The 19,135-nt window shown below is 67.1% G+C and carries 17 protein-coding genes; 6 read left to right on the top strand and 11 right to left on the bottom strand.

Annotated elements, in window-relative coordinates; translation table 11 throughout:
• Positions 1 to 15: 15 nt before the first annotated feature.
• Entirely contained in the window at positions 16 to 477 is a 462-nt protein-coding gene (locus QZ149_RS00630; protein WP_291448623.1) for a hypothetical protein, read from the top strand.
• A gap of 21 nt (positions 478 to 498) precedes the next feature.
• Here QZ149_RS00630 and QZ149_RS00625 read toward each other — a convergent pair whose 3' ends face one another.
• Positions 499 to 1,227 (bottom strand): gamma-glutamyl-gamma-aminobutyrate hydrolase family protein, encoded by a 729-nt coding sequence (locus tag QZ149_RS00625; RefSeq protein WP_034504244.1) that lies wholly within the window; start codon positions 1,225 to 1,227, stop codon positions 499 to 501.
• A gap of 101 nt (positions 1,228 to 1,328) precedes the next feature.
• Here QZ149_RS00625 and QZ149_RS00620 point away from each other — a divergent pair, with 101 nt between their 5' ends.
• A complete protein-coding gene (locus tag QZ149_RS00620; RefSeq protein ID WP_291448619.1) occupies positions 1,329 to 2,534 on the top strand; it encodes an exonuclease SbcCD subunit D C-terminal domain-containing protein in 1,206 nt (401 codons plus the stop codon).
• Positions 2,531 to 5,605: an SMC family ATPase gene (locus QZ149_RS00615; protein WP_291448617.1), complete on the top strand. Its 3,075-nt coding sequence runs from the start codon at positions 2,531 to 2,533 to the stop codon at positions 5,603 to 5,605. Before QZ149_RS00620 ends, QZ149_RS00615 begins: the two co-directional genes overlap by 4 nt.
• A 98-nt stretch (positions 5,606 to 5,703) precedes the next feature.
• Here the strand turns inward: QZ149_RS00615 and QZ149_RS00610 are convergent, their stop codons facing one another.
• The 3 genes from QZ149_RS00610 to QZ149_RS00600 are packed head-to-tail and all read right to left on the bottom strand — an operon-like array spanning position 5,704 to position 7,951.
• Positions 5,704 to 6,174: a hypothetical protein gene (locus tag QZ149_RS00610; protein WP_291448615.1), complete on the bottom strand. Its 471-nt coding sequence runs from the start codon at positions 6,172 to 6,174 to the stop codon at positions 5,704 to 5,706.
• 2 nt (positions 6,175 to 6,176) lie between these two features.
• The gene (locus QZ149_RS00605) at positions 6,177 to 7,361 is read right to left on the bottom strand and encodes an AAA family ATPase (RefSeq protein ID WP_291448612.1); all 1,185 of its coding nucleotides are present in this window, start codon (positions 7,359 to 7,361) and stop codon (positions 6,177 to 6,179) included.
• A complete protein-coding gene (locus tag QZ149_RS00600) occupies positions 7,358 to 7,951 on the bottom strand; it encodes an SAF domain-containing protein (RefSeq protein ID WP_291448652.1) in 594 nt (197 codons plus the stop codon). The genes QZ149_RS00605 and QZ149_RS00600 overlap by 4 nt, the downstream gene beginning before the upstream one ends.
• Positions 7,952 to 8,148: 197 nt before the next feature.
• Here QZ149_RS00600 and QZ149_RS00595 point away from each other — a divergent pair, with 197 nt between their 5' ends.
• Positions 8,149 to 8,361: a helix-turn-helix domain-containing protein gene (locus tag QZ149_RS00595; protein ID WP_009647892.1), complete on the top strand. Its 213-nt coding sequence runs from the start codon at positions 8,149 to 8,151 to the stop codon at positions 8,359 to 8,361.
• Here QZ149_RS00595 and QZ149_RS00590 read toward each other — a convergent pair.
• Entirely contained in the window at positions 8,355 to 8,927 is a 573-nt protein-coding gene (locus QZ149_RS00590) for a hypothetical protein (RefSeq protein WP_291448609.1), read from the bottom strand. The two genes, QZ149_RS00595 and QZ149_RS00590, sit on opposite strands and share 7 nt — an antisense overlap.
• Before the next feature lie 132 nt (positions 8,928 to 9,059).
• Here QZ149_RS00590 and QZ149_RS00585 point away from each other — a divergent pair, with 132 nt between their 5' ends.
• Together QZ149_RS00585 and QZ149_RS00580 are read left to right on the top strand one after the other, a co-directional pair.
• Positions 9,060 to 9,950 carry a LysM peptidoglycan-binding domain-containing protein gene (locus tag QZ149_RS00585; protein WP_291448606.1) on the top strand — a complete coding sequence of 297 codons (891 nt, stop codon included), beginning with the start codon at positions 9,060 to 9,062 and terminating at the stop codon, positions 9,948 to 9,950.
• The gene (locus QZ149_RS00580) at positions 9,947 to 10,438 is read left to right on the top strand and encodes an Rv3235 family protein (RefSeq protein WP_291448605.1); all 492 of its coding nucleotides are present in this window, start codon (positions 9,947 to 9,949) and stop codon (positions 10,436 to 10,438) included. The genes QZ149_RS00585 and QZ149_RS00580 overlap by 4 nt, the downstream gene beginning before the upstream one ends.
• A 68-nt stretch (positions 10,439 to 10,506) precedes the next feature.
• On the opposite strand, the gene secA is transcribed toward QZ149_RS00580, so the two are convergent.
• From secA to mtrA, 6 genes are all read right to left on the bottom strand, one after another.
• Positions 10,507 to 13,356, bottom strand: a complete 2,850-nt coding sequence (gene secA / locus QZ149_RS00575) for a preprotein translocase subunit SecA (RefSeq protein WP_291448604.1) — start codon at positions 13,354 to 13,356, stop codon at positions 10,507 to 10,509.
• Positions 13,357 to 13,543: 187 nt separating this feature from the next.
• Positions 13,544 to 14,191, bottom strand: a complete 648-nt coding sequence (gene raiA, locus QZ149_RS00570) for a ribosome-associated translation inhibitor RaiA (protein WP_291448603.1) — start codon at positions 14,189 to 14,191, stop codon at positions 13,544 to 13,546.
• A gap of 173 nt (positions 14,192 to 14,364) precedes the next feature.
• Positions 14,365 to 15,162, bottom strand: a complete 798-nt coding sequence (locus QZ149_RS00565; RefSeq protein ID WP_291448601.1) for a competence protein ComF — start codon at positions 15,160 to 15,162, stop codon at positions 14,365 to 14,367.
• Positions 15,114 to 16,760 (bottom strand): GerMN domain-containing protein, encoded by a 1,647-nt coding sequence (locus QZ149_RS00560; RefSeq protein WP_291448599.1) that lies wholly within the window; start codon positions 16,758 to 16,760, stop codon positions 15,114 to 15,116. The genes QZ149_RS00565 and QZ149_RS00560 overlap by 49 nt, the downstream gene beginning before the upstream one ends.
• On the bottom strand, positions 16,757 to 18,364 hold the full coding sequence (gene mtrB, locus QZ149_RS00555) for an MtrAB system histidine kinase MtrB (protein ID WP_291448597.1): 1,608 nt from the start codon (positions 18,362 to 18,364) through the stop codon (positions 16,757 to 16,759). The genes QZ149_RS00560 and mtrB overlap by 4 nt, the downstream gene beginning before the upstream one ends.
• Entirely contained in the window at positions 18,357 to 19,040 is a 684-nt protein-coding gene (gene mtrA / locus QZ149_RS00550; protein WP_291448594.1) for an MtrAB system response regulator MtrA, read from the bottom strand. The genes mtrB and mtrA overlap by 8 nt, the downstream gene beginning before the upstream one ends.
• Positions 19,041 to 19,135 lie beyond the last annotated feature (95 nt).

Raw genomic sequence — 19,135 nt, 5'->3', positions numbered from 1 at the left:
GAGGAAGTGATCGTCGTGTCAAACCCCCGCCATCGCGCGACTACTCCGGCACCGTCGGCACCGAGCCACGGCGAGATGATGCTGCGCTACGTCTTCCTCGTCGTCCTGGTCCTCCTGGCAATCGTCTCGATTGGGAGTGCTTTCATCTGGGACGACGCGGGGACGACCGACTACATCATCGCTATTTCGGCCGCCCTGCTGGCCAACCAGATGCCCGGATCGACGCGAACGCTGGCACCAACCAGCATGCGGCCTTCACCGCGCACCTATGAGCACATCGGACTCGCGTGCGCGACGGTGTCCATCCTCGCCACCCTCATCGGGTCGGTGACCACCACGGATACCACGGCCTCGTCCATCACGATCCCGTGGATCATCGCCACGCTCGCGCTGCTGGCGACGATCTGCATCTCGGTCGCAATCATGGTCGCGAAGGGCCGACAGCACCGAGATACGTCTCCTCCCCCGGCGAGCTAGCACCGCGGAAGAGCGGTCGCGTCAGCGCTGGAAGCGGCTCACGAAGTTACGCAGAATGATGCGCGAGGGGTCCGTGTCCACGGTCGCGACCTGGGCGCGGATGGCCTCGGCCTTCTCAGCCGGGTAGTAGCGCCCCGCGTACTGGTCGATGCGAATGTTCACGCCGTCCAAGTCCATCTCGGGGTGGAACTGAGTCGCCCACGCAGCCTCGCCGACGCGCACCATCTGGATCGGGGTATCATCCCCGGCCAGGAGGACCTGCATGCCGGGGGCCAGCTCGCGCACGGCCTCGTGGTGGCCGACGTAGGAGTAGAAGCGGTCGGGCGTGCCCTCAAGAAGCGGGTCCTCGCGGCCCGCGTCGGTCTTCGTCAGCGCGATACCGCTGATTTCTTCGCCGTGGTGGGTGTCGATGACGCCACCCAGGTGCAGGGTGAGGGTACCCAGCCCGTAGCACAGGCCCAAGATCGGGAAGGATTCGCCCAGCGCCCGGTCGTAGAAGGAACGCAGCCAGGCCTCGGCGCGCACCTGGCGCTCTTCCTTCACGTGATCGTCCGCGTTCGCGTCCCACGGGGACCCGCACACGAACGCACCCGAGTAATTAGACAGGTCGAGGTCGGGCAGCTCTCTCTCGATGCGCACCTGGTGAACCTGGTCGGAGGTCAGTCCCGAGAAACGCGGCAGGTCGGCGCTTTCCGAGGCTAGCACGGGGCCGTCGTCGCGCGAGGTCAGCATGAGGAAGGGCTTTGTCATGTCCACCATGCTATCGGCTGGGAGCAAAGGCGCAGCTCATGTCCACTCTCCAAGCGTGTGTGACGGACGCAGATGTGGGCACCCTCTGCCACACTGGTGACATGTTGATTCTGCACACCTCCGACTGGCATTTGGGACGCACCTTGCACGGCGTGTCTCTGGGCGAGAGCGCGGACGCGTTTATCGACTGGCTGGTCGCCCTCGTACGTGAGCGCGGCGTGGATGCCGTCCTCATCTCGGGCGACGTGTTCGATCGCGCAGTTCCACCCGTGGATGCGCTCGCGCGGATGCGCCGCGCCCTGCGCGAGCTGACCACGCTCACGACGGTCATCCTGACGTCGGGTAACCACGACGGGTCCGCGCGCCTGGGGCTTTTCGCCGACATGCTCGCTCCCTCGTTGCACGTGGTGACGGATCCGGAGGCAATCGGCAGGCCGGTCGAGGCCGGGGGCGCGCTCGTGTACCCGTTGCCCTACCTGGAACCCGACCTCGTGCGTCAGTCGCTGTCGGACCTGGAGCCTGAGGGAGAATCCGGCCCGCCCGCTCCCCTTCCCCGCTCCCACCAGGCGGTCCTGGCGGCGGCCCTGCGCCGGGTGCGCGCGGACCTTGCGGCTCGGCGGCACGCAGGCGACGAGCGCCCGGCCATCGCGATGCCGCACGCCTTCGTGACGGGTGCCCAGCCCTCGGACTCCGAGCGCGACATCCAGGTGGGCGGCGTGCCCTCCGTGCCGGCCGATCTGTTCGGCACTCTCGGGGGCGAGACACCCCTGACCCACGGACTCGACTACGTGGCGGCCGGGCACCTGCACCGCCCGCAGAACATCTCGGGGGCCGCGGTCCCGATCCGCTACGCGGGCTCACCCATCGCGTATTCCTTCTCCGAGGCCGGGACCACCAAATCCGTCACCCTCGTAACCACGGACGCCACCTCGATCACCGATATCGAGGTGGTGCCCATCCCGACGCTGCGCGCCGTCGCAGTGTTTGAGGGGACCATGGAGGAACTGCTTACCAGTCCCGATGAGGCCGCCACGGCCTCGTACGTGTCGGTCACAGTCACGGACGACGCACGCCCCGAGCGCATGGTGGCGCGCATCCGTGACGTCTACCCGCACGCCCTCGTCGTCGTGCACCGCCCCTCCCAGGCCCCCTCGCTCACGCCCGCGATGACCGTACGCGCCTCGCGGGATCCGCGCGAGGTCACGGAGGAGTTTTACGAGGCCGTGGGCGGTCGGGCGCTAAGCCCACAGGAGCGCGCGCTCGCCCTGGACGTGTGGGCGCAGCTTCGAGGAAAGGACATGCAGTGAAAATCCGCTGGCTACGCATGACGGGCATCGGCCCCTTCGCGGGGGCGCACACGGTCGACTTCTCCGCCTTCGACGAATCGGGACTCTTCCTGCTCGAGGGTCCCACGGGCGCGGGTAAGTCCACGCTCATCGACGCCATCACCTTCGCCCTGTACGGGGACGTGGCGCGCACGAAGGACGCGTCGAAGGACCGCCTGCGCTCCAACCACATCTCGGACTCCGACCCCTCGGAGGCGGACCTGGTCTTCGAGGTGGCGACGGGCATCTACCGGGTGACGCGCACCCCCGCGTACACGCCGACGGGCAAGAAGTCGCAGCGCAATTCGAAGTCGACGCTCACGCGGGTCGTAGAGGATCCGGACGCGCCAGACGGATGGCGCACGGTCGAAGCAATCGCGTCGGGTCCGCGCGACGTGGGCTACGAGATTCCGGCAATCGTGGGCCTGGATAAGGACCAGTTCCTCCAGACGATCGTGCTGCCGCAGGGCAAGTTCTCCCAGTTCCTCACCGCCACCTCGAATGACCGCGAGCAGATCCTGCGCGACATTTTCGACACGCAGATCTACTCCGACTTCACGAAGGCTCTCGTCGATGCGGCAGCCTCGTCGAAGCGCAGCATCGAGGAGCGGCGCGTGGCCGCCGTCGGAGCATGTGAGCGCATGCGGTCCCTGGGCAGTGCCCTGAGCGAGGACGCGCACACGGACGGGTCGGCTCCCGACGAGCGCGCAACCAGTGACCAGGATGCCGACCAGCTGGACGCGGGCGCGGAGGATTCGAGCGCGGTGCGGCGTTGGGCCGAGCAGGCCTGCGCTCGCGCGCGCGAAGCGCACGAGCAGGCCCTGCACGTTGCTCAGGTGTCCAGTGCGGCCGCTCGCGAGGCCTCCCACGCCCTGTCCGAGGAGCGCGCTCTGGCGCAGGGCCAGGCCGAGCACGCTCGCCTGAGCGAGCGTCTGGAAGCACTCGTGGCAGCTGAGCAGAGCGTGCTCGCCGATGCTCAGCGCGCGGCCGACGCCCGCCGAGCGCTGGCCGTTGCTCCCTATGCCGCTGCCCAGGAGAAGGCACTCACGCGCCTGGAGAGGGCCTGCGACCAGGTCTTGGCGCTCTCCTCCGGTCTCGGCGAGGCAGCCTCCGTCATCCCAGAGTCTCTCACGCCCGAGGCCGTGGTTGATCTCGGCGAGCGGGCGCAGGGTCTGCACGATGAGGCGACGCGCACGCGCGGCTCTCTCGAGGAGGCCCTGGCTGTCGAGCACTCGCTGCCCGAGGCACGCGCGCAGATCAAGTCGCTGCGCTCCCAGCATGAGCTGGCGTCGGCGCGCGTCTCCTCGATCGAAGCCGAGCGCGAGGCGCTGCCCCTGCGCATCAAGCAAGCAACCGAGGCACTGCGCCTCATGCGGGCGGACGCCGACACGCTACCTGAGGCCGCGTCTGCGCTGCGCGCCATCAACGAGCGCGTGGATGCCTCCATGCAGGCAGACCTGCTGCGCTCGGCCCTTCTCGGCGCATCGGACGAGCTTCGCGAGGCCACCGTCGCTGCGAAGCTCGTGAACGCCGCAGCAGCAGACGGCCATGACCTGTGGATTGCGCAAAGCGCATCGGCCCTCGCGCGCGAGCTCGAGGAGGACACGCCGTGTCCCGTGTGTGGATCCACCGTTCACCCCGCTCCCGCACCGGCTACGGACGGGGAGATCACGCGCGAGCAGGTCGCCGAACTCGACCAGGTGCGCGACCGCGCGGAGAGCGCACTGCGGGACGCGCGGGAGCGCCACCAGGACCTCGTGCGGCGTATCGCCCAGCTCAACGAGGTGGCTGGTGCCCCCACGTCGACGCTCGAGACTGAGCGGGATCGGGCCGTCGAACTCGTTGCGAAACTCGAGGCTCTCGGCCCGCAGATCACCGAGATCGAGGCGGCCCTCGCGCAAGAGCGCACACGCCTCGACGGTCTGACGGATGCCCTCACGGCCGCCCGCGAAAAGGCTGCGTCGCTGGCCTCGACGCTCGAAGAACGCAGGGCCGCGCTGGCGCAGGCGGTCGAGCGCGTGGAGGCGGAGCGTTCCACCTTCGAGTCTCTGGACGCGCGCGCCGCGCAGCTGACACAGGACGCGTCGCGCGCGTCCCAGGTCGTGCGTGCGTGCGCCGACTGGGAGCAGGCCAGCGAGTCTGATCGCGAGGCGCGCGCGGCCTTCACCCAGGTCCTGGAAGCACAGGGGCTAGAGATCGACTCCTGGCGTTCTTTCCTGCTGCCAGAACGCGATGTCGCGGCGCTTGAAGCGCGCGTCAGTGCCCACGAACGCGAGATCTTCGCGGTACGCGAGGCCCTTGCATCGGAGCGCCTGACCCGCGCGGCATCAGCCCCGGCGCCGGACCTCGAGGCTCTCACCGATGCCTCCCGCAAGGCCGATGAGGACGCTGCTTCCGCCGCCCGGGCCTCGGGCAAGCTCGAGCAGCACTGCGTGCAGATCGAGGCCGCTCGTGTCTCCCTTGAACAGGCGTTGGACGCGCTCGCGCAGGCCCGAGAGCAGGCGGGTCCCATCCGTCGCCTCGCAGACATCGCGGCAGCATCCGGGCCGGACAACCTCGCGGCCACGCCGCTGTCAGCATGGGTGCTCATTTCTCGGCTCGAGGACGTGCTTGCGGCCGCGAATCCTCGCCTGGAGCGTATCTCGTCGGGACGCTACCAGCTCGTGGCCGTGCCCGACGACGGCACTTCCTCACGCAAGTCGGGTCTCGGCCTGGCTATCGTCGACCACGACACGGAGGCCACGCGCAGCCCTCGCACGCTGTCGGGCGGGGAAACCTTCTACACGTCCCTGGCGCTCGCGCTCGGCCTGGCGGATGTCGTGACAGCCGAGGCCGGAGGTGTTGAGCTGCGCACAATGTTTATCGACGAGGGCTTCGGGTCGCTGGACTCGCACACCCTCGCGCTCGTCATGGAGCAGCTGCAGGCGCTGCGCAGCGCGGGCCGCACGGTCGGAGTCATTTCGCACGTTGAAGAGATGGCCACGCAGATCGCGGACCAAATCCAGGTGTGTCCCCTCGAGGAGGGCGGCTCGACGCTGCGGGTGCGCGCGTAGGGATCGGACGTCTGCGGGCATCGATCCGCGAGGCGACAGCTTCGCGCGGTCGACGCCGACGTAGCGCGCCGCGCGGGAAGGCCCCCGTGCGGCGGTCGTCAGCCCTTGTGCAGCGCCAGGACGTGCGGGCGCTCGGAGCGGTCGAACCACGCCAGGGAGAACTCCCACAGGGCGGCCACGACCTCGTCGGCGTCCTCCTGTGTGTCAGCCTCCAGGACGGCGCTGACCGCCGAGGCCGCGTCGGGCAAGTCCACGAGGATCGCGGCTACGTCCGACCACGTGTACTCGAAGGAGGGCGCGGTGAAAATGTGGGCTTCGACCTCGTCGCCGGGGGTCAGCGTCGTCGACGTGGGCGTGTCCACCGCCAGGACGACGCGGGCGGGCAGCGCCCCGTCGGTCTCTCGGGCCAGCTCCAGGGAGGACAGAGCGGCCTCGGTGATGGCGTCGTCCTCGAGGACCTCAACGTCCTCGCCGCTCATCGCGGCGTCGGGCACGGCAATCACGCCACCGCGCACGGGCGGCAGGAGGACGGACAGCTCGGACAGGACGGCGGGAACGTAGACGCGCATGGTCACAGTGTAGGCACCCACTGGGCCACAATCGCTTCCAACGCGTCGGCGGCGACACAACGAGTTCCGTTTTCGCCCAGCGCTTTGGCGCGCAGGGAGGCTCGCGCCACCCCGGAGTCCTCGTTGACGGTGTGGAAGATGCGCCCCGGCATAAACGCGCCGATGGCGGCCTGCAGCGCGGCCACAGGGCGCGGTCCAATCGCATCCGCATTCACGCGGTTCACGATGACGTCGACGGGGATGTCACGTCCCTGCTCGTCCCACCAGCGCGCCAGGAAGGACAAGCGGTTGATGCCGACGATGTCGGCGCGCGCCGCGATCACCAGGCGGTCTGCGCGCTCCAGGACTCCGAGGGCGACGTCGTCGCGATTCGCACCGCGTGTCGCTTTTTCCAGGGAGGTCGCCGCGACGTCCACGACCGTGTAGCGGGAGCATAGCCGGGCTGCGCCGAGGATCGCTTCGATGCTCGTGCGGCTGACCTCGCGCCAGCGGTGCGGGGTGACCAGGCCGGTCACGATCCGAAGATTGTCGGAGCGACGCACGGACGCGCCCACGACGTCCTCGGGGGTCAGTGGCCCGCGCGAGGCGGTGCGCGCCAGGACGGAGAGTCCCGAGGCGTGGACCGGCAGGCCAAGCAGGTGCGCAATCGTCGGATTCGTGGTGTCAGCGTCAATGAGGAGGGTGGGCGCGTGCGCAGCGAAGGCGGTCGCGATGCCCGCTGCCAGGGTCGTGCGCCCCGGTGCCCCGGAGGTCCCCCACACCGCCAGGACGGAGCCGGGGCGCGCGGGCTCGGGCGGGGGCGGCGGGGCCGAGGCCATGGTGGGGTTCGGTCGACGCGCGCGGGTCGCGGCGATGAGGGAGTTGACGACCTGATCGGGACTGCCGGGGGCTGCTACCGAGGCAACGCCGAGGGTCCGGAGCCGCGAGCGCTCCTCGTGCGGTGCAAGGGCGACGACCGACATTCCGACTGAGCGCAGGGAGGCGAGGGCATCGGACGTCAGATCGGGGTCGGCACCGTCGATGACCGCGAGATCCGCGATGCCGGCGCGCGCGGCGGCGATCACCTCGGCCAGGTCGGCGCAGCGCCGGACGATAGCCAGGCAGTCAGAGCGTGACTGGATCGCCTGGATTATGGGTGCTTCCCAGCGCTGATCGGCCAGGATCACGACTCCGTGGACGGCACTCACGAGGCCCCCACAGGGACGGCGGCCAGCTGTTCGTTTGAGGTCTGCGCAGCCAGGAGTTCGGGCAGGGACTGGGCGTTAGCCATGATTTCGATGCGCGTGCCCCGATGGGTCCCGGAGGTCGAGGAGTCGACCGAGCGCACGAAGGTGAACGTCCCCTCGATTTCGCGGGCTTTCGCCTCACCACCCGCGGGCGAGCGGGACGAGACGCTCCACAGTCGGATGGCAGTCCCATCGGCTACTCCGTCGGGGAGTCCCGCGTTCACGGTGAGGGCGACGCGGACCATGCCGTCCGGGTCCTGGGGGCCAGCCGTACCGTCCGGCGCGAGGTCGGCGCGCATGACGAGCTGACCCGGGGTGAGCATGCGCGTGGCACGGCTGCCCAGGGGCGTATCCGACGTCGGCGCGTAGACGGCGGTGTCGACGTGGACGGAGACTTCACGAACGTTGTCGGCCGTGAGCGCTTCGCCGGGGGCGATACTGGTCGTCACCGTGTAGACGCGGGTTCCTCCCCGGAGGAATCCGCCAAGGACACTGAAGGCGATTACAGACGCGATGATGAGGACCACGCCGATCATGAATCGACGGTCCATCTTTCCGGGGGCGCGCGCAGGAATCGACGCTGAAGCTGAGACGCTTTTCACCCCTCCATGATGCATGGTTCTGACAAAAAGCGGTAGGTTGTTCAATATCTATTGAGATCAACAAGTCCTATCGGCCAATCGAGATACGAAAAAATTGCTGACTCAAACGATTTAAACGAAACGAACTCAACTGATACCATGTTGCCATGGCAACACGATTTCTCACTCTCGCTGACGTCGCCGAGACCCTGAATCTCACCATGTCAGCAACCCGCGCCCTCGTTTCCTCCGGCGAACTGCCCGCCATTCAGGTGGGCGGCAAACACGTCTGGCGGATCGAAGAGTCCGTCTTGGAGCAGTTCATCCAGGACCAGTACACTGCGACACGCGAACGCCAGAAGGCCGAACGCGCTCAGTAGTCGGGTGACCATCGCTGGCCAAGCACACGGAGTCGACGAAGCCCCGCCAGCGCCAGCGCCAGCGACACGGTCTGCCCGCACGCATCATCGCGACCGTCATAGCCGATGGCCGCACCACTGAGGGCAACATCGACATGGTCCGCATAGACCGCGTCGATGACCCCCCGATGGTCTCCACAGTCCGAGTCAATGGCAACATCGACGCCGCGGGCGCTCAACTCACGCAAGACATGCCCGACGCCAACGCCGCCACGGATCGACGATTCGCGCGCGACACTGCGCCCCAGCGGCCACGCACCGACGACAGCCGAGAGCATGATCAGGGCGTCACCGGTCGTGCCGCGAAGCAGCACCCACGAGCGCGTCGAGTCGAGCACCTCGCCCACGACCACGCTCCCCCCGCGCAACGAGAGATTGACGAGGCCGTCAGCCCCCGCCAGCCGCGCGGACAGCGTGACAGAGGCACGTTCGGCGTCGGTTAACTCATCGATCAGCTCTTCCAGCTCGCGACCACGCACCTCATCGAAGCGCGCCTCCAGCTCATCCATGAACGCATGCATATCCATGCCCCTACCATGCCACATTACCGTGCGTTACACATCACATTCTAATGATATTGATTGATATCGATTGACATTTATTCGCACAAAGCGCATAGTGGCCACTATCGAATCCGTCCACTCGATGAAGAGTTCCTCATGACATATGGTTCAGACTCCCCGACGGGACAGGCGTACCTGACCGATGCCGTCCTGTGGCTCTTGGGAACGCCCCTAGCAATCCTTGACGTACTCTACCTCGCCTATGGTGCACCGCCCATCACGCCGAACGTACCTGAGACACTTGTCGTCTGGGTTCTCGGTCTCATCGCCCTGGCTCTCCTCGCATGGAATCTCCTTTCCTCCGCCTGCGCGCACCTGGCGACGCTGCGCCATGTCCCCGATCCCCTGCGCCGGGCCGCGCACCTACTCGTCTCTCGTTTCGGCACCCGTCTCTCTCGATCCCTGCTCGCGCGGGCGGGAGCCAGCGCCCTCATTGGATCCGCCCTCGTCACATCCGTTCCACTGGGAGGTGCACTGGCCGCACCGCAGGACACGGGGCCAAGGGGTGTATCCCTGACATGGGCCGACTCCCCCGAAATCGCCGCCCACACATCCCCCGAGGCCTCCCCAACCACGAGCGCCGACGCGGAAAGCAGCACCGCTCAGGACACGGACGTCCCAGGAGCCTCACTCACCTGGGCGGACACTCCCACCTCGACGCTCGCGACGTCGCCAGGAAGCACGGAGGCAACCCCCGCCTCAGCCCCAGGACTCACGGGGACGCGCGACCCAGGCGATGCCCCATCGCCTCCCGAGGTACCCGACCCAGCACTCGCATCCTGGACCACCACCGACATGCCCGAGACGGTGACGGTCGCCCCCGGCGACTCGCTCTGGTCCATCGCCGCTTCCTTGCAGCCAGGCTCCGACGACGCACACATCACGCGCACGTGGCGGGCCATCCACGCAGCCAACTCGCACGCCATCCCCAACCCCTCACTCATCTACCCCGGACAAACCCTCACCATTCCCCAGGACCAGCCATGAGCACACACATTGCACCCAGGCCTCGTTCACTCCCCCAGCCCGCCTCCCGCGCCCGCTCGGGACCAACCCACTCTCGGCCCACCTCGTCCGCGCCGTTTCGATGGACATCACAACGCTCACTGTCGCAGGCATACCGGCCCCGCGTCGCCTGCCTGCCCGACATTGCCCCCACCCAGGCGGAGCTTCCCGATCCCAGCGCCTGGGCTGCCACGCTCGCACGCGCCATCGTTGAGGTCGTCACGGGTGCCCGCCAGGCACCCCAGCTGCGCCGGTGGCTCCTGCCCGACCTCTACACAGCCCTCACGGATATCCACCTCTCACCCTGCGCCCGAGGCGCAAGCGCGATCCACGTGCGCGTATGCTCCATCGATGCCCGGCACACCGAGGCCGCCGTCATCGTCGCCACCGCCTCGCGCATCTACGCCCTGGCCCTGCGCCTCGAGGAATACCGTGGGCGCTGGATGGCCACCGCCCTCGAACTCGCCTGAGCATCGCCGCGCAGACGATAAACGGGTGAGGGGACTCCCGCAGGAATCCCCTCACCCGTCTTCAATGCTCAGCGGCGGCGGCGCTTCTTGACGGCCGCACGGCGCTCCGCGCGATTACCGCTCGCCGACGACGAGGCCGACTCCCCCTCAGCAGAGCTGTAGCTCACGCGGCTCGGAGCCTTCTCGCGACCCACGTTACCCATAACGGAGCGGGCATGCGCCACGGCCTCGCGCGCCGCCTCAGAAGCGGCGGATTCGGCGGCGGCCACTTCCTCGACGCTGGGTTCTGCATCCTCCACAGAAGCGGACCTGGCGCTCTGCGCCGAGGCCACGGACGCGCGAGTGATCGAGCCGCCTGCCTCTTCCTCGGCGGCAGCCAGGGCGCGCTCGAACTGCTTGGCGTAGGAGAACACCTGCTGGACGGACTCCTCGCGGATACGCTCAACCATCGCCTGGAACATCTGAGCGCCCTCGTCCTTGTACTCGACGAGCGGGTCACGCTGACCCATCGCACGCAGGCCGATGCCCTCCTTCAAGTAATCCATCTCGTAGAGGTGCTCGCGCCACAGGCGGTCCACCACAGAGATGACGACGCGGCGCTCGAGCGTACGCATGGGTTCCTCGCCCAGCTGCGCCTGAGCCAGCGGGTTGGCGTTCATACGATCCTCGGTGTCCGCGTAGACAGCGTGGATATCGCCAACCAGCTCATTGACGAGGTCGTCGCGGATCAGGGAGTGCTTACCACCGTGTTCCTCCTCGACCTCCTCGATGGTGACCGACGGCGGATAGTAGCCGCGCAGGTTCTCCCACAGGGCACGAAGATCCCATTCACTGACCGGCTTGTCGGCCACGGCCTCGTCCACCAGGCCCGTGACGAGGGACTCCATGAAGGAGCGCAGCTGCGGCTCCATGTTCTCGCCCTCCAGGACCCTGCGGCGCTCGCCGTAGATGGTCTCGCGCTGACCCGTCATGACATCGTCGTACTTCAGGACGTTCTTACGGATCTCGAAATTGCGTGCCTCCACCTGGTGCTGAGCCGACTGGATAGAACGCGACACGATACGGTTCTCCAAGGGCAGGTCCTCCGGGTAGGCACCCGACGCCATGATGCGCTGGGCCATGCCCGAGTTGAACAGGCGCATCAAGTCGTCTTCCATCGACAGGTAGAAGCGGGACTCGCCCGGGTCGCCCTGACGGCCAGAGCGGCCGCGCAGCTGGTTGTCGATACGACGCGACTCGTGGCGCTCCGAACCGAGCACGTACAGGCCGCCCAGCTCACGCACCTCCTCGCGCTCAGCCTTCACGGCCTCCTCCGCGTCCTTAAGGGCCACGGGCCACGCCTCGCGGTACTCCTCCGGGTCTACCTTCGGATCCAGGCCCTCGGCGGCCAAGTTCTTCTGCGCGATGACCTCCGAGTTACCGCCCAGCATGATGTCGGTACCACGACCTGCCATGTTCGTGGCCACCGTGACCGCGCCCTTGCGACCAGCCATCGCGACGACCTCGGCCTCGCGGGCGTGCTGCTTGGCGTTAAGCACCTCGTGCGGGATGTGCTTCTTCTTGAGCATCTGCGAGAGCAACTCGGACTTTTCGACCGAGGCTGTACCGATGAGGACGGGCTGGCCGGCCTCGTGACGCTTGACAACGTCCTTGATGATCGCGTTGAGCTTGCCCTTCTCCGTCGGGTAGACAAGGTCGGGCTGGTCCTTGCGGGCCATCGGCTTGTTCGTGGGGATCGGGACGACGTCGATCTTGTAGGTCGAGGCAAACTCGGCGGCCTCGGTCTCGGCTGTACCGGTCATGCCCGAGCGCGAACCCTCGGGGTAGAGGCGGAAGTAGTTCTGCAGCGTGATCGTGGCCAGCGTCTGGTTCTCGGCCTTGATCTCCACGCCTTCCTTGGCCTCGATCGCCTGGTGCATGCCGTCGTTGTAGCGGCGGCCCGGCAGGACGCGACCCGTGTGCTCGTCAACAATGAGGACCTCACCGGCGTCCACGATGTAGTCGCGATCCCTGAAGAACAGCTCCTTCGCGCGGATCGCGTTGTTGAGGAAGCCGATCAGTGGGGTGTTCGCAGCCTCGTACAGGTTCTCCACGCCCAGCTGGTCCTCGACCTTGTCGATGCCCGGCTCCAGGATGCCGACAGTCTTCTTCTTCTCGTCGACCTCGTAGTCTTCGTCGCGCGTGAGTAGACGCGCGATGCGCGCAAACTCGATGTACCAGCGATTCAGGTCGCCGTCTGCGGGACCCGAGATGATGAGGGGGGTACGGGCCTCGTCAATGAGAATCGAGTCGACCTCATCGACGATGACGAAGGCATGGCCGCGCTGGACCATTTCCTCGGGCACCTGCGCCATGTTGTCACGCAGGTAGTCGAAGCCGAACTCGTTATTCGTACCATAGGTAATGTCGCAGGCGTACATCTCGCGGCGCTCAGCCGGCGTCTGACCCACCAGGATGCAGCCGGAGGTCAGACCCAGGAAGTTGTAGACGCGGCTCATGATGTCCGACTGGTACTTCGCCAGGTAGTCGTTGACCGTCACGACGTGCACGCCTTTTCCAGTCAGCGCACGCAGGTAGGACGGCATGGTCGCAACCAGCGTCTTACCTTCACCGGTTTTCATTTCCGCGATCTTGCCCTGGTGCAGCGCGATGCCGCCCATGACCTGAACGTGGAAGGGACGCATACGCAAGATTCGCCACGAGGCCTCACGGACCGTCGCGAAGGCCTCCACCAGGATGTCGTCCAGAGTCTCGCCCTCTTCCAGACGATCCTTGAACTCCTGAGTCTTGGCCTGCAGCTCCTCGTCCGTCAGAGCCTCAAAGTCCTCCTGCATGGCATCAACCTGCGACGCAAGCCGGTCCAGCTTGCGCAGCATGCGGCCTTCGCCCGCGCGAAGGATCTTGTCAATAATCGACACGAATAGCTCCTGACGTTCCTCGCCCGCTCCCCTGTAGAGCAAGCAGTCAAATCCACCCTTTAGTTTACGAACTAACCGCCCAAAGTGGAAACGCCCGCGCGAACATGGAGGCATTTAACGCTAACGCGCGAACACGAGGAAGCGCCCCAGGCCGTTCGGCCCGGGGCGCGCCCACATCAGTGAACCGTCAGATCGTCGTGTTCAAGCGAAGCACGCCGTACGTCCACCCGTGACGGTGGTAGACGACGCACGGCTGGTTCGTTTCCTTGTCGACGAAGAGGAAGAAGGGGTGGCCGACCATCATCATCTGATCGAGGGCCTCATCCACGCTCATCGGCGGAGCCTCGTGTACTTTCTGGCGCACGATGATGGGGGTATCGCCCCACTGCTCCTCGCGGGCTTCTCCAACCTTGAGGTCCTCCGCGCTGCGCAGAGACTTGGGGGCCTCCGGTTCGGGAGCGACTTCCTCTTCGACAACCGGTGCGACGTCGAGGATTTCGGCTTCAGCCAGGTCACGCGGGTACCTGCGGCGGTGATCCTTCACGCGATCACGCAGGCGGCGCAAGCGCTCGTAGAGCTTGCCGGCAGCAATGTCGACAGCCGCGTAGCGGTCAGCAGACTGCGCCTCCGCGCGGATGATCGGTCCCTTGCCGTAGACGGTCAGCTCGATACGCTCAGCGGTGTCGGCCTGGCGGGGGTTACGTTCGTGAGTCAGCTCGACGTCCACGCGCTGCGCGCGCGGGTAGAACTGGGTGATCTTCGAAACCTTCTCCTCCACGTATGCGCGGAAATTCGGGTGAATCTCAGCATTACGTGCGACGACGGTGATGTCCATGTGTTTCCTCCATGGTGTGCGGCGGGCATCGTTGCCCGCGGGTAGGGATTGTTCGGTGCTCGTTGCCCGAACCGTGATCTGAGCTATCACCTCCCGCACTGACGTGACAGGCGTCTGTGCCTCTCACGCTATCGAAAGTCTGTAGCCACATCATAGCACGTCGGTGACCTGCATCATGAGATAAGCCGCGGTCGGCACAGCGCCGCAACCCCGTCCAGGCGTCCCAATGCTCGCTCCATCTCGCGGATCGTCGCGCCCGTCGTGACCACGTCATCGACCGCAATAACAATCGCATCCATCGGCACAGCCACGCGCGCCCGCATCACCCCCATGCGTCCCACGACGCGTGCAGCCCCCGCCTTGCCCGACTGCGAGCCAGCACCCACGCGCAGGGTCAGCGCGTCCACGACACACACCCGCACACCGGCCGGAGCCACCGACGCCAACCCCCGCGCGACCCCGCGCGCAAGCGGCAAGGCCACCTGTCGCCCCCGCAAGCGCCTACCCCACGACGAGGGCGCTGGCACGACCCACACGCGCACCGCACCATCTCCCGAGTGTGCCCTCCCCGGCAAGGCAACCGTCGCCCCAGCGGGCACCCCCATCCCGCCCACCGCCTCCCACAGCAACGCGCCCAGGGTGGCCCCGGCCTCGTCAAGGAAAGCGCTGACATCCGTGCGAGTGGCGTGCTTGGCGGCGAGCACAATCCGGCGCAACGGCCCGGAGTAGTCACCGAGAACCACGCCGGGGATCGGGACGTACCTTCCCTCCACCGAGGTAAAGACGGGAGGGGACGAGGCCAGCGCGCGGCAGGACGGACACAGCACCTCATCCCACGCCAGGCACCCCGCGCACTGGACGGGCAGCAGCGCGCCCAGCAATCCCTGCGTCAGAGAAGCGCGGCGCGCGCCTGCCATCGGACTCACCCCGCGTAGCGCGCCGACGTCAAGGAAACCGGGGCGTTTTGCCACAGCGCACCTGATCTGAGGAGCACCTGAGCTTTCCCCGCCTCGTCCGTGCCGACGATGACGACCGAGGCCGCGGATGCCCCCGCGCTCATCGACGTCACGTGGATCGGGAGCACCACGGACGAGGGCAACCCGCCCAGAGGCATCGTCACAAGCTGATCGGCCTCGCCGGTGCCTGCCCGCACAGCGAGCGCGATGCCCGTCGACGTCGTCCATGAGGCATCGATAACGGAGCCGTCGAGGGCAACCTGTTCGAGGGAACGCACCGCGAGCGGGCGGCCGCTCAGGCCACGCTCGACGACGCCCAGCCAGGCGCTCGGCGTCGACCCGCGGATGATGAGTGCCCGCGCGCCGTCAGGAGAGATACGCACCGCGCGGATGTCGCCGGCGCTGTCCGATTCGACGCCGACGCTGAAGGCACCGTCCGCTCCCCCGCCGACGCTCAGCCATGACGCCGAGGTGGCTGGTCCCCATACCCATCCGTAGCGGTCGACCGACGGGCCGAGGGGTGCCTGGCCGGGCAGGAACGCCACGGAGGTCGCGTCCTTCTCGGCGTAGACGCCGTCGGCGCCGGTCCACGCCACGAGCGAGGAATCCACGGGCGAAACGGTCGGTGCCCAGGCGTCGGTCGCCGACGCTCGGGGAGCCATCGCAGATGAGGACACAATGCCCACGCCCGACGCGCCGGCACCCACGAGAGTGTCGAGGGAATACTGTGGCGAGGGCGGGATCGTCTCGCTGTCCAGCGTCTCCCCCGAGAGCGTCACGTTCAGCTGCGCCACATCCGCGGCCTGCTTCAGTGTTCGCGTCAGCTGCCACGCAAGGCTCGCGCGTGCCCCCTCGCTCGAAGGCATCGGCCCGTTCAGCTCCACGTTGGCCACGCCGTCGGCAACCTCCACGCCGTGGGAGGGCAGCGTCGCCCCGGCAGGAATCGCGTTCGATACCGCCGACGCGAGGGAAGGGCGAGGACCCGCGATGAGTCCTGCCAGTAAGTGGGAGGCCAAGCGCCGAGACGGGTACCAGCGCGGATCCGCGACCAAATCTGTGCCGTCGGTCGTCGGGAAGTAGAGATTCGCCAGAGAGTAGGAGGCTGTCAAAGCTGCTCGGCTAACGAGGATCATGTTCTCGGGGGCGTCGATGCGCCACTGCCCGCCCTCACGCACAAGAGTGAAGGTACGCGACACGGTCGCCCCATTCGAACGGGTGAGAACGCCCGTCGCGTCGATGCTGGCGACTCCCAGGACGGAGACGTTCACCTCCGTCTGCGAGGCTACTTCCGCTCCTGCGTTCACCGACGGCGCTGTGTCCGTGTCGTACACGAGGATCTCGGTTTCCGGCTGCCAGTCGCGCGCGGACGAGGCTGTGAGGAACAGACGGGCCGTCGCGTAGTCGTCCTGTGTGCCCGCGGCGCACGCCCGCAGGAAGTCAGTAACCAGAGTCGAGGCGTCGGAGCCATCCACGGGTCCTTCGGCGGAGAACTGAATGCCGGAGCCGTCGCGCGCGGACACATCGAAGGTGGTCGGAGCCGAGGAAGTCGGCAGGGATGCGCAGCCCGCGAGGGCCAGCGCGGTGCAGGCGACCAGAGCGAGTGCGCGTCTCATTCGTCCTCCCACAGCGTCAGAGGCCATGTGGCGATCTCGTCGCCGGGGTGTTTGGGCAGCGTCATGAGGAACGAGGCTCCCTTCCCAGGTTCGCCGTACGCCTGGAGGCGACCGCCGTGAATCGCCACGTCCTCGGTCGCGATGGCCAGGCCCAGGCCCGTGCCGCCGGTCGTGCGTGCGCGTGCGGTGTCGGCTCGGTAGAAGCGGTCGAACACGTGGTCGGCGACCTCCTGGGTCATGCCGACGCCCCGGTCGCGTACGCGGCAGGCCACGTCGGTGTCACTCGTAGCCACGGTGATCGTCACGTCTGTCCCATCGGCGTGTTCGATCGCGTTGACGACCAGGTTGCGGATGACGCGTTCGATGCGGCGCTCGTCGATCTCGGCGGCGGCGCGGCTGGGGGCATCGATTATCACCGCGACGCCCTGCCGCTGCGCCAGTTCCGCGCAGCCTTCCACGACGCGGGTGACGATGGGGCGCAAGTCGTGTTCTTCGGCATCGAGCAGGGCGCTCGCCGCATCGTAGCGTGAAATTTCGAGGAGGTCGGCGAGCATCTGCTCCATGCGTTCAGTCTGGTCGTGCAGCAGCTCAGCGGAGCGGCGCGCGTGGGCGGGCAGGTCATCGCGGTTGTCCCACACGATCTCTTCGGCCATGCGGATCGTGGTCAGCGGGGTGCGCAGCTCGTGGGAGACGTCGGAGACGAAGCGCTGCTGGAGCTTGGCCAGCTCGTCGTAGCGGGTGATTGTGTCCTGGAGGGAGGAGGTCATCGCGTTGAAGGCCCGTCCCAGGGCCGCCATTTCGTCGGCACCGTGCACCTCGACGCGCACGTCCAGGTCTCCTTCCGCCGCCTTGGTGGCCGCGTGGACGGTCAGGCGCACCGGGAGGAGGAGGCGATGGAGCAGGGCGAACACGCCGATCGGCAGTGCCAGGATGATCGGCAGGGAGGTCAGGGCGAGCACGCGTAGAACGACGTCGACCTGGCTCTGGTCGGCTTCCAGCGAGTAGAGGATGTAGAGCTCGTGCGCGCCCGCGCGCGGCAACTGCACCTGAGTGCCCACGAGAATGCCGGGCGAGACCTTGTCGGTAGTGGAGGCCCGGATGGCCACCGACTGCCACTGGGCACCGCCCCCAGCCACGGCCTCGCGCATCTGGGGCGTGATGAGGCCGCGCATCTGCTCGTCCTCGACCTGGTTGATACGCAGCGAGGCCGTGGATCCCTCCGCTCGCAGCAGCGCCACGTTGGTCGCGCCAGCGCCGGCGGCGGAGGCTTTCAGCGAGGCCAAGGCGCCGCGCGCGGATTCCTGGACTTGGTCGGGGGACGTGGCCGTCGAGGAGGAGAACACCGACTGAGCCGAGGAGAAACGCAGTGAGGCGTCGGCGAGGATCGCATCCCGGCGCGTCTCGAACATGGAGGTGCGCAGCTGGGAGGCAACAATGACACCGAAGACGAGGAGGATCACCAGCGCGGCGGCCGTGATGGCCAGTGCGAGCTTAGCCGACAGGGAGTGACGGATGCGGTGGACGAGCTGCGTTGAGCGCAGGGACTTCCATGGCCTCGAAGTCGTGATGGTACGAACGAAGCGCGCCGCGCGGTGGCTACGCACCCGTGCCGGCACGGTACCCAACCCCGCGGACGGTCACGACCAGCTCGGGCTTTTCAGGATCGCGTTCGATCTTGGAACGCAGACGCTGGACGTGAACGTTCACCAGTCTGGTGTCGGCGGCGTGCCGGTATCCCCACACCTGCTCGAGGAGTTCCTCGCGGGAGAAGACCTTCCACGGGGAGCGCGCCAGCGTTGCCAGGAGATCGAACTCGAGAGGCGTCAGGGCGATCATGCGCCCGTCGCGTTTCACGATGTGTCCAGCCACGTCGATGGTGAGGTCCTGCAATGTCAGCCCCTCGTCGACCTGCGAGTCCTCGCGGCCGCGCAGGCGTGCGCGCACGCGCGCCACGAGTTCCTTGGGCTTGAAGGGCTTAGGCACATAGTCGTCCGCGCCGGCTTCGAGCCCCGTCACCACGTCTGCGGTATCAGAGCGTGCGGTCAGCATCACGATCGGGGCGTCGGAGACGCGACGAATCGCCCGGCACACGTCGAAGCCGTCCATGCCGGGAAGCATGACGTCGAGGAGGACCAGGTCTGGATTGTGCTCCTGAAACTGAGAGAGAGCCTGGGACCCATCGGAACAAAAGACGACGCGATAGCCATCGTTCTCGAGGACGATGCCGATCATCTCGGCCAGGGCGACGTCGTCGTCGACGACGAGGATGCACGAACTCATAGTCAAGATAGTGTCACGAATCGGTCACGGGTGCAGAAGATTCCATCGGCGGCACGAGCGTTTCTCACTGTCATAAGGTTTCGCACGTTGCGCAC

The sequence above is a fragment of the Actinomyces sp. ICM47 genome, assembly GCF_905369875.1.
GTDB lineage: Bacteria > Actinomycetota > Actinomycetes > Actinomycetales > Actinomycetaceae > Pauljensenia.
The sequence above is the reverse complement of the archived record's forward strand: the minus strand, read 5'-3'. Positions and strand labels throughout refer to the sequence as shown.

Bases quoted from the DNA above. Each gene is read 5' to 3' on its own strand.
- QZ149_RS00610 (WP_291448615.1), bottom strand. From the start codon at position 6,174: ATGCGCGTCTACGTTCCCGCCGTCCTGTCCGAGCTGTCCGTCCTCCTG.
- QZ149_RS00560 (WP_291448599.1), bottom strand. From the start codon at position 16,760: ATGAGACGCGCACTCGCTCTGGTCGCCTGCACCGCGCTGGCCCTCGCG.
- QZ149_RS00620 (WP_291448619.1), top strand. From the start codon at position 1,329: ATGTTGATTCTGCACACCTCCGACTGGCATTTGGGACGCACCTTGCAC.
- QZ149_RS00600 (WP_291448652.1), bottom strand. From the start codon at position 7,951: ATGGACCGTCGATTCATGATCGGCGTGGTCCTCATCATCGCGTCTGTA.
- QZ149_RS00590 (WP_291448609.1), bottom strand. From the start codon at position 8,927: ATGGATATGCATGCGTTCATGGATGAGCTGGAGGCGCGCTTCGATGAG.
- raiA (WP_291448603.1), bottom strand. From the start codon at position 14,191: ATGGACATCACCGTCGTCGCACGTAATGCTGAGATTCACCCGAATTTC.
- QZ149_RS00625 (WP_034504244.1), bottom strand. From the start codon at position 1,227: ATGACAAAGCCCTTCCTCATGCTGACCTCGCGCGACGACGGCCCCGTG.
- QZ149_RS00595 (WP_009647892.1), top strand. From the start codon at position 8,149: ATGGCAACACGATTTCTCACTCTCGCTGACGTCGCCGAGACCCTGAAT.
- QZ149_RS00585 (WP_291448606.1), top strand. From the start codon at position 9,060: ATGACATATGGTTCAGACTCCCCGACGGGACAGGCGTACCTGACCGAT.
- mtrA (WP_291448594.1), bottom strand. From the start codon at position 19,040: ATGAGTTCGTGCATCCTCGTCGTCGACGACGACGTCGCCCTGGCCGAG.
- QZ149_RS00580 (WP_291448605.1), top strand. From the start codon at position 9,947: ATGAGCACACACATTGCACCCAGGCCTCGTTCACTCCCCCAGCCCGCC.